Origin of the sequence: Sphingomonas gei (assembly GCF_004792685.1) — a bacterium.
Classification (GTDB): Bacteria; Pseudomonadota; Alphaproteobacteria; order Sphingomonadales; family Sphingomonadaceae; genus Sphingomonas; species Sphingomonas gei.
Genome location: NZ_SRXT01000009.1, coordinates 44,673 through 57,639, shown reverse-complemented (window position 1 = coordinate 57,639; position 12,967 = coordinate 44,673). Strand labels below are relative to the sequence as shown.

Here is a 12,967-nt window from a genome sequence, read left to right as displayed (position 1 = left end):
CGAAGGCTCGGCAGCTCCATCTGCATCACAAACGTAATTTCTTCTGACTTTGCGCCGGCCGTGTTGCCTTAGAAAAATCCCGGCGTAATTATCACAACAGCGATGGCCCGAAGGCCGTCGACGACATGATGGCCCCGGACGTCGCGCGACACGTCCGTTAGCCAGATATCTGTTATCCAAGCGGGTGCCGATGCAGCTCTTTGCGCTGCGCGGACGCGTGCAATTGCGGAGGCGAGAGGTCGGCTGCACCGACTCCTAACCCCGCTACTGTCGAACAATGGCGACGCCTGAAGCAATCGGCGTCGACGGGAGAGAATGATGAGCGGTATTGAAGAACGGATCGCCACGCCTGCCCTGGACCTGGACGTCTTGATCGTCGGCGCAGGCTTCGCCGGTCTGTATCACCTTCACAAGCTGCGCGGGCTGGGCTTCAACGCCAAGATCTTCGAAGCCGGCAGCTATCTGGGAGGGGCCTGGCATTGGAACCGCTATCCGGGAGCGCGGGTCGACTCCGAGGGGTTCCTTTATCAATATTCGAACCCGGATCTCTGGGGCGACTTCAGCTTCACGGAACGCTTTCCGGGCGGCGATCAGCTCCGCTCCTATTTCAAGCACGTCGACGCGAAGCTCGATCTGAGCAAGGACATCCTGTTCAACAAGCGCGTCGCGAGCGCTCACTTCGACGCCGTCGCCAATCGCTGGACCGTCGAGGCTGAGGATGGGACCATCGTCAGCACGAAGTTCATCAGCATGTGCATCGGTCAGTCCTCCGCCGTCCATATCCCGCCCGCCATCAAGCAGACGATGGGCGAGTTCGATGGCCCAATCGTACACACCGCCCTCTGGCCGGAGGAATCGCTCGATTGGGCGGGCAAGCGCGTTGCTGTCGTTGGCACCGGCTCGAGCGGTATCCAGGTCATCCAGGAAGTGGCGAAGACCGCACGCGAACTGACGGTTTTTCAGCGCACGCCGCCGATCGCCATGCCTCTCAAGCAGAAGTATTTTTCCGAAGACGAACTCGTCGAGGAAAAGAAGAGCTACCCCGCGAACTTCGCGGCTGTCCGCAACCGTTTTGGCGGATCGGAATATGATCCATTCGGCCCCACCGCCCACGCGGTGACCGAAGAGGAGCGCAATGCCGTCTTCGAGCGCCTTTGGGACCGCGGCGGCTTCAGCTTCTGGCTGGGCGGATGGGACGATGTCCTGACCGATGAGGTGGTAAACCGCTGGTATTACGATTTCTGGCGCAAGAAGACGCTGGCCCGCATTAAAAATCCGAAGGTCGCTGAAATCCTCGCGCCCGCAGAGCCGCCATATCCCTTCGGGACCAAGCGTCCCTGTCTCGAGCGGGACTTCTACGAGGTATTCAATCAGGACAATGTCGAGCTGATCGACATTCACGCGAACCCGATCGAGCGGATAACGCGCAACGGAATCCTCAACTCGGATGGCACGGAACGAGCTTTCGACGTTATCATCCTTGCAACCGGCTTCGACGCGGTCACCGGCAACCTCACGCGGGTCGATTTCCACGGTACCGCCGACCAGACCCTCAAGGAAAAGTGGGCCGACGGCTCAAGCGCCTATCTGGGCGTGGCGACGCATGGTTTCCCAAACCTGTTTTTCATGAATGGGCCTCAGTCGCTGAACGTCATTTGCGGCGGCCCGAGCTGCCAGGAGCGTAACGGGGACTGGCTCGCCGATTGCCTTGTGTATCTGCGAGAGAACGACATCGCGCGCATCGAGGCGACACCGGAATCCGAAATCGCTTGGGACGCAGAGACCGATGCCCACGGCGCGGCCACGTTGTTCCCGCGGGCGGATTCCTGGTACATGGGCACGAACATCAGCGGCAAGAAGAAGAAGATCCTCTTCTACGCGGGTGGGCAGGTCCTTTATTACGCTCGCCTGCAGGAATGTGCGGCAAACGGCTACGAGGGCTTCGTACTGACGCCGGCTGACGAATTGGACACGGCGGACGTTGTGGCGGCTGGCAGCCATGGTTGAGCTCGAACTGGTTTCCTTTGCCGACGGGTTCATTCTACCGGAAGGTCCACGCTGGCACGATGGCCATCTTTGGATTTCCGACATCTTCGGCAAAGCCGTCTACCGCATCGACCCGAGCGGCAAGAGGGATCTTGTTGCCGAAGTACCTGGCATGCCCTCGGGTCTCGGCTTTCTCAGCGATGGCACCGTGCTAGTGGCGTCTATGGAGGACCGAACGGTCCACCGGATCAACGACGGCAAGCTTGAGCCTTACGCCGACCTCGCCGATATCGCGACCGGCCATCTCAACGACATGATGGTCGATGAGGCGGACCGGGCCTATGTCGGAAACTTCGGCTACGATTTTTTCAACGGCGCGCCGATTGCCCCCGCAAAGCTGGCTCTCATCGAGCCGGGCCAGCCGGCACGCGTTGTCGCGGACGACCTGATATTTCCCAACGGGTCGGTGCTCATCGATGATGGGCGGACGTTCGTGATCGCAGAGACCTTCGCCAACCGATTGACGGCGTACCGCCGCGCGGCGGACGGCAGTCTGTCCGACCGACGCATCTACGCGGACCTGGGCTCGATCAGCCCGGATGGTCTTGCCGTCGATGCCGAAGACGGGATCTGGGCCGCAAGCTTCACGACCGGAGAATTTGTGAGGGTCTTGGACGGCGGAACGATCACTCACCGCATCGCATGCCCGGGCATGATCACGCTTGCTTGCGCTCTTGGCGGGCCAGACGGTCATACTCTCTATTGCATGGCCTATTCGGGCACAGTCGAAGACGCGTTCGCTGGGGAAACCTACGGGGCAGTCTGGACGACGCGCGTGCCTATCGGCGCGAAGCCGGCGCGGAGCTGACTGAAAAGGTCGCCCGCCCCACCTCGAGAGGAGTTTCAATGTCACTGCAATCTGACTCGCCGGCACCGCCGAAAATCGCACATCCCGGACGGTTCTTCATCGATGGCGGTTGGCAGGCTCCGTCTACCGATCGCCTCCTCCGACTGATCAACCCCACCAATGAGCGCGAGATCATCAGCGTGGCCGAGGGGGTCGAAGCGGACATCGACGCAGCTGTGGCCGCTGCGCGCAAGGCGTTCGACGAGGGCCCCTGGCCCCGCATGCGGCCAATCGACCGGGCCGCTCTGCTTCGAGATATGCACGCATATCTGATCGGACGGCTCGAGGATCTGGCCGACAGCTGGATCCAACAAGTCGGTATCACTCGCGGAATGGCTCAGGCAGCCACCAAGGGGGCGGTCGATCTGCTCGAATTCTACGCGGATATGGGCGCCTCGTTTCATTGGGAAGAAAAGGTGCCCTCCACGTTCCCGGGGCAGGTCGGGGTGATCGCGCACGAGCCTGTCGGGGTCGTTGCCGCGATCGTGCCTTGGAACGGCCCATTTCAGATGTCGATCGTGAAGATGGCGCCGGCCCTACTCGCCGGGTGCACGGTCATTCTCAAGCCATCGCCGGAAACCCCGCTAGAGGCCTACATCCTGGCCGAGGCCGCCGAGGCGGTTGGCCTGCCGCGTGGCGTTTTCAACGTCGTTCCCGCCGACCGCGGCGCATCAGAGCGATTGGTTTCGCACCCCGGCGTCGACAAGATCAGCTTCACGGGCAGTTCGGCAGCCGGGAAGCGGATCGGCGCCATTGCCGCGGACCGCGTGGCACGGGTGACGCTGGAACTCGGTGGCAAGTCGGCTGCCATTGTTCTGGACGACTATGACGTCGAGCTGGCCGCGGAAACGCTGGCCAGCACTGTGACCCGCCTCAGCGGACAGATCTGCTCGAACCTCACGAGGATCCTCGTGTCGAGGAAGCTCCACGACCGGTTCTGCGCCAGCCTGGCCACGAAGATGGACGCGATCGCAGTCGGTGACCCCTACGACCCCGCCACGCAGATGGGGCCGCTTGCGATGAAGCGCCAACTCGATCGGGTCCATCATTATATCGAGGTTGGCAAATCCGAAGGCGCAGAGCTCGCAGCGGGCGGCGGGACACCGGCGCATCTGAACGCGGGCTATTTCGTGGAGCCGACGCTCTTTGCGAACGTCGATAATGCGTCGACGATCGCGCAGGAGGAGATTTTCGGGCCTGTGGCTTGCGCGATACCCTATGAGGATCTCGACGAGGCCATTTCGATCGCCAACGATTCCACCTTCGGACTCGGGGGCGCGGTGTTCACCAACGACGCCGAAAAGGCCTACCAAGTCGCTAGGCGCGTACGCACCGGAACCGTAGGCCAACACGGATCCAGGACGGATCTTCGGATCGGCTATGGCGGGTTCAAGCAGTCGGGCCTCGGCCGCGAGGGCGGCCAGCAGGGCCTCCACAATTATCTCGAGACCAAAACCATCATTCTGTCGGGCTATCCCGAGCAGCTGGAATCCGCCGGCTAGGCTCATCCCAACCGGCCCTCGCGCTGCGGCGCGCGGCGGCAGAAGTCCAAGTTATTTCGTCGTGGGCTGGCCTCGTCCCGCCCCAAACACATCGACTCGCCTTCAAGCCGCTGCGGTCACGGAGACGGGCAATCCACTGGAGAAACAGGAAATGTCGGCACCCCAGAGCAGGCTCCTGACCGGCGTGCGCATACTTGATCTCACATCGGTGATCATGGGGCCATATGCGACCCACATGCTGGCTGACCTTGGGGCAGACGTCATCAAGATCGAGGCGCCCAGCGGGGACACCGCGCGCCTTCACCCGCCGTTCGGGGCGCCCGGGATTACCGGGGCGTTTTTGAACCTCAACCGCAACAAGCGAAGCGTCGTGCTGGACCTCAAGTCCCCAGCTGGAAAGCGCGCTCTCGATAAGCTCCTCGAGACCGCAGACGTGATCGTCCACAATCTCAGGGCACCGGTCATGAAGCGCCTTGGCTTCGGCTACGACCGCTGTCGGGCGATCAAGCCGGACATCATCTACTGCGCCGCCTATGGGTTTGGAGCCGATGGACCTTACGGGCCCAAGCCGGCTTATGACGACCTGATCCAGGCCGCATCCGGGTTCGCCGCACTCTCGATCCCGATCACCGATGCTCCGAGCTACGCGCCGTCTGTCATTTGCGACAAGATCTCCGGACTAGCGATATCCAATGCTATTCTCGCCGGCCTGTTCGATCGGCAGAGGACGGGCGAAGGGCAAGAGATCGAGGTGCCGATGTTCGAGACCGCGATCGAATTCAACCTCATGGAGACCTTCGCCGGCGCGGCGTTCGAACCTCCTCTCGGCAAGCCCGGATATGCTCGCATCCAGGTTCGTGAGCGAAAGCCGTTTCGTACCGCCGACGGCTTCGCGTGCATCATGCCCTATTCCGACAAGAACTGGCAGGATTTCTTCGCGTTCATCGAGCGTCACGACCTGGTAGGGGACACCCGCTTTCTCCTGCTCAGCGAACGCTCGTCGTGGTTTCCGTTCCTTTACGGGCTCATTGCGGAAGCAGCTCCGCTCCATACGACCGACGAGTGGATCGCGTTCTGCGACGAGGCCAACATACCGTGCATGCCTGTGATCGATCTTGCCGACATTGGCGATGACCCGCACGTCAAGGCCGTCAAGCTGTTCGAAACGGTCGAACATCCGCACGCGGGAAAGTATCACTCGATCAGGCGTCCTGCGAGTTACAGCGCCGCGCCTTTCGAACTGCGGTACCACGCGCCGATGCTCGGGCAACACAGCCGGGAGGTCCTTGTCGAGGCGGGATTGACCGAAAGTGAGATTTCCGACGCTCTGTGCGGATCCGATACAAAAGTCCCTGATACGCAAACCTTGTGAGCGTGCGATGACCGATGCAGAAACCTCCAATCCGCTCTTCAGTCCGTATCAACTCGGGGAGATCGTGCTGCCCAACCGGGTGATCATGGCCCCGATGACGCGGTGGCGCTCCGGGCCAGGGTTCGTTCCGCTCGCCAGCACAGTCGAGTATTACGCGCAGCGCGCGAGTGCCGGGCTCATTATCACCGAAGGGAGCCCCATCAGCGAACAGGGACGCGGCTATCCCGACGCGCCGGGCATCTACACCCGCGACCAGATCAAGGGTTGGAAGGCCGTCACCGACGCGGTCCATCAAAAAGGCGGCCGCATCTTCATCCAGATCTGGCACGTCGGTCGAATATCGTATGTCGCGCGGTTGCACGACCTTCCGCCGCCCGTCGCCCCGTCGGCCATTCCCGCTCCCAACCAGCAGATGAAGATCGGCGGGCAAATGGTCCGCCCTGCCGAGCCCCGCGCTCTCGAGCTGACCGAGATTCCCGGAATCGTCGATGATTTCCGGCGAGCCGCCGCGCATGCGCTGGAGGCGGGCTTCGACGGCGTCGAGCTTCACGGTGCCAACGGCTATCTCCTCGATGCCTTCGCCAAAACGGGGATGAACGCCCGAACCGACGCCTATGGCGGATCTATCGCCAATCGCTCACGGCTGATGCTGGAGGTGACCGAGGCCGTCGCAACGGAAGTCGGGAGAGTGCGAACGGGAATTCGGATCGCTCCCGTCAATCCGACCAACGACAGCTCAACCGACGATGCCCAGGAGCTCTTCGAATATATCGCCGCGAAGCTGAGCGACCTGCAAATCGCTTATCTCCATGTCGTTGAAGGCACCTCGATGGGAGACCGCAACACGCCGCCGTTCGATTACTCCCGGCTTCGGAGCCTCTTCAAAGGTACCTATATCGGCAGCAATGGTTACGACCCTGAGCTGGCACGACATTCCATCGAAACCGGCAAAGCGGACCTCATCTCCTTCGCGCGCTCGTTCGTCGCGAACCCCGATCTGGTCGAACGATTCAAGCGCGGGCTGCCTCTGGCGAAGCTCGATCCTGAGACGCTCCTCGGCGGCTCCGACCCCGGCTATTCCGATTATCCCACTCTCACTTAGCCGCTTGCAATACCTACGCGTCGAGGTGAGATTGTTACCGCCATGCAGCACCGTTACGGACTTGAATATCGATTGATGAACGTCCCGGGCTCACCACCGAACCCTGGGTCTTTTCGATGAGCAAACAAAATTTCTGGTCGTCGGTTTTAACCCCGAAGGATGTAGGCTCGGGCGTGCCGAGCGCAATCAAGTCTGCCGCGCGCGCCCTGAGGGTATTGGAGTTCTTTGCAGAAATACGCCGCGGCGCGAGGGCGAACGAAATCGCCGAACGGCTGGAGATGCCGCAGTCGTCCACCTCTGTGCTGCTGGCCAGCCTGGTCAAGCTGAACTACCTCGATTTCGATTATACGACGCACACCTACCAACCGACGCTAAGGGTAGCGATGCTGGGGGCATGGCTCGACACCGGGCCGTTCCGGGACGGCTCGATGCTGCAGATGCTCGAACGCGTCGCCGACGAGACGTCGGGCTTGGTCAGCTTGTCGCAAGGCAATGATATTTACGTGCGCTACCTGCACGTCATCCAATCTCACAATCAGGCACTTCACCTCTCGTTGGCCCTGCGCCGCTATATCGTCTGGAGCTCCGCCGGCATCTCCCTGCTCGTCGGTCGAACTGAAACCGAGATCAAAAAGCTCGTGGCGATCACGCGCGCTCAGGATGATCCGCTGGTCGACCAGATCAAGTTCGAGGAGGTTCTGAAGATGGTCCGGGAAGCTGAACAGCAGGGCTATTTCTTCTCCCGCGGTATGGTGACCGAAGGCATGGGGACAATCTCGATGCGCTTGCCCGCATCACTTACCGCCAGCCAAGGGCCGCTCGTCTTCGGCATAGGCGGGCGCCTCGAAGTTCTCGAGCGATCCGAGAAGGCTATCGTCGAGCAAATGCGCGGCGAACTGGACAAGCTGGAGCGCGACCGCAGGCGCTTCCAGCAAGGATAAGGCTGGCCACCTCCGCGTTACCGCGGGCCGCGTAGACGCATGCACACTGTAGCATCCGCTGGCTCATGCCGGCGTGCTCGTTGCCGCCCCAACAACTCCAGCGCACTCGAAAGCGCATCACGAATCTAATGTTTCTCGACCACGGTTGTCTGCGCCGAGCATCCCGACCAAGAAACGGAGACGACATCAACCAACCGATACGGAGCGCTGACGAGTCCTCCGACGCCATCATTCCGAGCCCGACGTGAGCGTCGCGAGTGAAGCGCTTCAACCGCGTGCCGAGTGACCAGGCGGCGTGCTGTAGATCGGGCGACATGAAACACGACGACACGCGATCATTCGCCGTGCCGTCTCGAACCAAGGAGTGCCGCCATGAGCGAGCCCGATATCTTGCTCTACACCGCCTCGACGCCGAACGGCTGGAAGGCCTCCGTTATGCTCGAGGAGCTCGGCGTTCCCTACGACGTGAAGTCGATGGATCTCGCGGCCAAGGAGCAGAAGGAAGAGGCATATCTCAAGATTTGCCCCAACGGCCGCATCCCCGCCATTGTGGACCGGTCGAACGGCGACTTCGCGGTCTTCGAAACGGGCGCGATCCTCATCTATCTCGCTCGCAAGTACGGCAGACTCCTCCCGACAGACGCCAACGAGGAATCGCGCGTCATCCAGTGGTTGATGTTCCAGATGTCCGGCGTTGGTCCGATGATGGGCCAGGCCAACGTTTTCTACCGGTATATGCCCGAGAAGATCCCGGTCGCGATCCAACGCTATCAGAGTGAATGCCGTCGCCTTTTCGAGGTGCTCGACCGTCAGTTGCAGGGCCGCGAATTTATCTGCGACGAATACAGTATCGCCGATATCGCGCACTGGTGCTGGGTTCGTCTCTACGATTGGGCGGGCGTCGACGTCACCGGCCTCGACAATTTGATGGCATGGGAGTCCCGAATGGCGGTCCGTCCCGCCTGCATTCGCGGAATCGAAGTCCCGGAACCGGCGGGCGTCCTGGACACGACCAACAAGCATGTCGAGGCCGCCAAGAGCCTCTTGCAGCGCTAACGTACAGCCACCGTGGAGAGGGCAGAATAATGCTGGAATACCGTAGCTTTGACGAGATCGTTAATCACCCCGGGCTCAGGATCGTCCTCGTTCAGGGGATGCCGAGCCCATGGGGCCAGGCCGCGAAGACGTTCTTCGAGATCAAGGGTCTCGATTATGTGGCCGCGCCCTGGACGGTCTTCGAGCCGAATGATCCGATCCGCGCCTGGGGCGCAGCCGACAGCGCGCCGATCGTCGCGTGGCGTGATGAGCGCCCGATTCACAGCTGGCTCGACATTCTGCTCCTCGTCGAGCGCATCAAGCCGTCTCCGGCCCTTCTTCCGTCGGACGTCATGCTGCGCGCGCAGGCGATCGGCCTGTCGAACGAGATCTGCGGTCGCGGGGGGCTCGCCTGGAACAGGCGCCTTCAGATGGTGCAGCCCGCCTTTGCCGACGAAGCTGGGCCCAATCCGGTCGCTACGATGGGACTCAAATACGGCTATGCCGATGAAGAGGTCGCCCACGCCGGGGAGAGGGTTGCCAAATCCCTGCGTGCGCTGACGACCCAACTCAAAGCGCAATATGCGGCAGGCAATCCCTATTTCGTCGGTGATCAGTTGAGCGCCGTCGATATTTACTGGACTGCGTTTGGTAACTTCTTCGACCCGCTTCCAAGCCCCCACTGCCCAATGCCTGACGACTTCCGCCCCACCTTCACCGCGAGCGATCCAGTCGTGCTCGAAGCGCTCGACCCGATCCTGCTGGAGCATAGGGACCGGATCTTCAAGGAGCACTTCCGCGATCCCATGGAACTCTGACTTGGCGCCGGACCCGCGAACATTAACCCGAGGTCGGAAATGACCGTTCGATGTGAGCGGGTTCGCACAGACGTTGCGGGCGGAATTGCTACGGTCACTCTCGCCCGGCCGGCGAAGCTGAACGCTCTGGACATGGAGATGTTCGAGGCGTTGGCCCGCGTCGCGTCGGCCTTGGCCGAGAGCGCCGACGTCCGCGCGGTGGTTCTGTCCGGCGAAGGCCGGGCCTTTTGCGCCGGCATCGACCTGGACGTCCTCCAGGCGCTCCCGCGGGAGGAAAACCGAAAGCTGCTCGCTACCCGATCACACGGCGCTTCAAACATCTTTCAGCACGCGGCCATGGCGTGGCGGACATTGCCTATGCCGGTGATCGCTGCGCTTCATGGATCAGTCTTCGGAGCCGGCCTGCAGATTGCGCTAGGCGCGGACATGAGGGTGGCGGCCCCGACTGCCCGCCTATCGGTCATGGAATTGAAGTGGGGATTGGTGCCGGACATGGGAGGCATCGCTCTCCTGCGCGGGCTCCTGCGCGACGATGTTGTCCGCCGGCTCGTCTATACCGGGCGCATCATCTCATCCGAAGAAGCGCTTGCTATCGGCCTGGTCACGCAACTCGACGAAGACCCGCTTCGCGCAGCTACCGCAGTCGCGAAGGATATTACGAAGCAGAGCCCTCAGGCGGTGCGAGCCGCCAAGCGGCTGATGAACGCGATGGCCGATGGAAGGACAGCCGATCTCCTTCGACAGGAGGCCGAGGAACAGCTCGGACTTCTCGGCAGGGCAGAGAACCTCGAAGCGATCGCTGCCAACTTCGAAGGACGGGCGCCCGCCTTCGCAGACCTTCCCTCCAGATCGTGATCGCCCGCCGCACAGGATATTCGGCCTGATCTATCGGGCTCCACGCCGCTTCGACAGACCTGGCGCAGTTTGAATTTAGGAGTGAGTTCGCTTGGCAACGTTTGATTTTGATCTTGTCGTCATCGGAGGCGGCTCCGGCGGAGTGCGCGCCGCGCGCATCGCCGCTGGTCATGGCGCGCGTGTGGCGCTCGCGGAGGAGCATCTTCTCGGCGGGACATGTGTCATCCGAGGCTGCGTCCCAAAGAAACTTCTCGTCTATGGCTCCCATTTCGCGGAGGACCTCCGTGACGCTCGACGCTTCGGGTGGCGGGTGCCGACACCGGAGTTCGACTGGATTACCTTACGGGACAACGTCCTGAGCGAAGTAATGCGTCTCGAGGGCCTTTATCGTCAGACGCTCGGAAATGCCGGAGTCACCATCTACGGCCAGAGAGCAACGCTGAGCGGCGAACATGAGGTGACCCTCGAGGACGGGACGGTCCTTACCGCCGCCAAAATCCTCATAGCGACAGGCGCATGCCCGGCGCTCCCGCCCATCCCCGGTACGGATCTTGGAATCACGTCGAACGAGGTCTTTCACATCGATCACCTGCCGGAGCGGATCATCATCACGGGCGGTGGCTACATCGCCAACGAGTTTGCTGGCATCTTCAACAAGCTGGGCTCGAAAGTGACCCTCCTGAATCGAACGTCGACGATGCTGCGGGGTTATGACGAGCAGATCAGAGATCGCTTGATCCAGATCTCGACCTTGAAGGGCATCGACATCCGCTTCGAGGCGCAGATTGAACGCATCGAAAAGGCCGATGATGCGTCGCTTAACGTCACGATCGCGAACGGCGAAGAGATACCGACCGACTGCGTCCTGTTCGCAACGGGCCGACTGCCCAACAGCGCCGGTATGGGGCTGGAGGACCTTGGGGTCGAATTCGACCCGGTCGGTGCGATCGTTGTAGATGAGCGCTTCCGCACCGCGGTCCCGTCAATCTTCGCGGTCGGTGACGTCATCAACCGCGTTCAGCTCACGCCCGTCGCGATCCGCGAGGGGCACGCGTTCGCAGACACGGAATTCGGCGGCAAACCGCGCTCGGTGGACTATGACTGCATCCCGTCCGCGGTCTTCAGCCATCCGCCTCTTGCAGCGGTCGGTCTTACCGAGGCACAGGCACGCGAACAGTTCGGAGGGGCCAAGATCTACACTTCGGATTTCCGCCCGATGCGCAACGTTCTCGCGGACCGCAATGAGCGCGCCCTCTATAAAATGGTCTGCCACCCGGAAACGCACAGGGTTCTTGGCCTTCATATGATCGGGCCCGACGCTCCGGAAATCCTCCAGGCAGCAGCCGTCGCTGTGAAGGCAGGCCTCACAAAGGACGCCTTTGACGATACCGTAGCCCTTCATCCCAGCATGGCAGAAGAATTGGTGCTGATGCGGTGACACCCGCGGAGGTGACCGTCGAAGAGCGCGATATGAAACAGGCCGGCCACGATCGCAATGTCGATCCCGCCGTGAGCGTCGGATATGGGCTCTTACTTCGCGCCGGCTTCGCACTCACGTATGTCATTTACGCGATGCTTTTCAAGCTCGCCAATCAACATGGCGGCAGCGGCCCGGTCGATATGTTGTTTTATCGCGCACTCTTTGCGCTGCCACTCGTGTTCGCTTGGTCAGCGCGACGATCGGGCATCGCTACGCTGATTCCGAAAAGCCCGATCGCGCACCTATGTCGATCAGCACTTGGCATTCTGGCGGTACTTTTTACCTATGAGAGCTTCATTCTCCTCCCACTACCGCTTGCCGTCACCATTAGCTTCACGGCGCCGATCTTCGCGACCTTGCTTTCCGCGCTGATATTACACGAACGTGTGGCACTCCACCATTGGCTTGCGGTCGCGATAGGCTTTGCCGGCATCGCCATCGCGAGCAAACCGGGGGCAGCGAATATATCTTCAGGGTCAGTGGCGATTGCGATGACATCGGCCGTCTTGCAGGGCGCTGTAACCGTTACCTTGCGGCGCCTGGGGAGGAAGGAGACAGCGGGAAGCATCGCTTTCTGGTTTCTTGTCTGCTCGCTGTTTGTGGGGGCCGCAGCGATGCCAAGCTATGGCCACTGGCCAGATCGCACTGGGCTCGTGCTTCTTGCTGTCGGAGGCGTGGTGAGCGCGTTGATGCAAGTGATGATGACCGCCTCGCTACAGCATGCGCCAGTCGCGTTGTTGTCGCCGATCGATTACTCGCAGATCGTGTGGGCCGCTTTGTTAGGCCTGGCCGTGTTTGGCGCGATGCCGAGCGCAGAAACCCTGCTGGGCGCTACGCTCGTCACCGCGAGCGGCGTGATGGTGACCTGGTTCGATCGCAGGGCACGGCGACGAGCTGAGGCCTCATTCGTGCCTTAACAGGTCGCAAGTCTTCCTTCTTAAGTTCCGTCCGGTGGCGACATGCGGCTTC

General features: G+C 61.5%; 11 protein-coding genes. All 11 read left to right on the top strand.

Features of this window, described 5'->3' with window-relative positions:
* Positions 1–318: 318 nt before the first annotated feature.
* Positions 319–2,007, top strand: a complete 1,689-nt coding sequence (locus tag E5A73_RS19810; protein WP_135965588.1) for a flavin-containing monooxygenase — start codon at positions 319–321, stop codon at positions 2,005–2,007.
* Positions 2,000–2,854 (top strand): SMP-30/gluconolactonase/LRE family protein, encoded by an 855-nt coding sequence (locus tag E5A73_RS19805; RefSeq protein ID WP_135965587.1) that lies wholly within the window; start codon positions 2,000–2,002, stop codon positions 2,852–2,854. Before E5A73_RS19810 ends, E5A73_RS19805 begins: the two co-directional genes overlap by 8 nt.
* A gap of 38 nt (positions 2,855–2,892) precedes the next feature.
* Complete coding sequence (locus E5A73_RS19800) at positions 2,893–4,395, top strand: aldehyde dehydrogenase (RefSeq protein WP_135965586.1); 1,503 nt, start codon at positions 2,893–2,895, stop codon at positions 4,393–4,395.
* A 151-nt stretch (positions 4,396–4,546) separates the two neighbouring features.
* Positions 4,547–5,767, top strand: a complete 1,221-nt coding sequence (locus tag E5A73_RS19795; protein ID WP_135965585.1) for a CaiB/BaiF CoA transferase family protein — start codon at positions 4,547–4,549, stop codon at positions 5,765–5,767.
* A gap of 7 nt (positions 5,768–5,774) precedes the next feature.
* Positions 5,775–6,869, top strand: a complete 1,095-nt coding sequence (locus E5A73_RS19790; RefSeq protein WP_135965584.1) for an alkene reductase — start codon at positions 5,775–5,777, stop codon at positions 6,867–6,869.
* Between the two features lie 116 nt (positions 6,870–6,985).
* Positions 6,986–7,810 (top strand): IclR family transcriptional regulator, encoded by an 825-nt coding sequence (locus E5A73_RS19785; protein WP_135965583.1) that lies wholly within the window; start codon positions 6,986–6,988, stop codon positions 7,808–7,810.
* A gap of 372 nt (positions 7,811–8,182) precedes the next feature.
* Complete coding sequence (locus E5A73_RS19780; RefSeq protein ID WP_135965582.1) at positions 8,183–8,866, top strand: glutathione S-transferase family protein; 684 nt, start codon at positions 8,183–8,185, stop codon at positions 8,864–8,866.
* A 29-nt stretch (positions 8,867–8,895) separates the two neighbouring features.
* A complete protein-coding gene (locus E5A73_RS19775) occupies positions 8,896–9,663 on the top strand; it encodes a glutathione S-transferase C-terminal domain-containing protein (RefSeq protein ID WP_168356012.1) in 768 nt (255 codons plus the stop codon).
* 39 nt (positions 9,664–9,702) lie between these two features.
* Complete coding sequence (locus tag E5A73_RS19770; protein ID WP_135965580.1) at positions 9,703–10,518, top strand: crotonase/enoyl-CoA hydratase family protein; 816 nt, start codon at positions 9,703–9,705, stop codon at positions 10,516–10,518.
* A 91-nt stretch (positions 10,519–10,609) separates the two neighbouring features.
* On the top strand, positions 10,610–11,956 hold the full coding sequence (gene gorA, locus E5A73_RS19765; RefSeq protein ID WP_135965579.1) for a glutathione-disulfide reductase: 1,347 nt from the start codon (positions 10,610–10,612) through the stop codon (positions 11,954–11,956).
* An 11-nt stretch (positions 11,957–11,967) separates the two neighbouring features.
* Entirely contained in the window at positions 11,968–12,915 is a 948-nt protein-coding gene (locus E5A73_RS19760) for a DMT family transporter (RefSeq protein WP_168356011.1), read from the top strand.
* Positions 12,916–12,967: the final 52 nt, after the last annotated feature.

Coding starts and splice junctions, on each gene's coding strand:
- E5A73_RS19805 (WP_135965587.1), top strand. CDS start 2,000: ATGGTTGAGCTCGAACTGGTTTCCTTTGCCGACGGGTTCATTCTACCG.
- E5A73_RS19770 (WP_135965580.1), top strand. CDS start 9,703: ATGACCGTTCGATGTGAGCGGGTTCGCACAGACGTTGCGGGCGGAATT.
- E5A73_RS19790 (WP_135965584.1), top strand. CDS start 5,775: ATGACCGATGCAGAAACCTCCAATCCGCTCTTCAGTCCGTATCAACTC.
- E5A73_RS19775 (WP_168356012.1), top strand. CDS start 8,896: ATGCTGGAATACCGTAGCTTTGACGAGATCGTTAATCACCCCGGGCTC.
- E5A73_RS19785 (WP_135965583.1), top strand. CDS start 6,986: ATGAGCAAACAAAATTTCTGGTCGTCGGTTTTAACCCCGAAGGATGTA.
- E5A73_RS19800 (WP_135965586.1), top strand. CDS start 2,893: ATGTCACTGCAATCTGACTCGCCGGCACCGCCGAAAATCGCACATCCC.
- E5A73_RS19795 (WP_135965585.1), top strand. CDS start 4,547: ATGTCGGCACCCCAGAGCAGGCTCCTGACCGGCGTGCGCATACTTGAT.
- E5A73_RS19810 (WP_135965588.1), top strand. CDS start 319: ATGAGCGGTATTGAAGAACGGATCGCCACGCCTGCCCTGGACCTGGAC.
- E5A73_RS19780 (WP_135965582.1), top strand. CDS start 8,183: ATGAGCGAGCCCGATATCTTGCTCTACACCGCCTCGACGCCGAACGGC.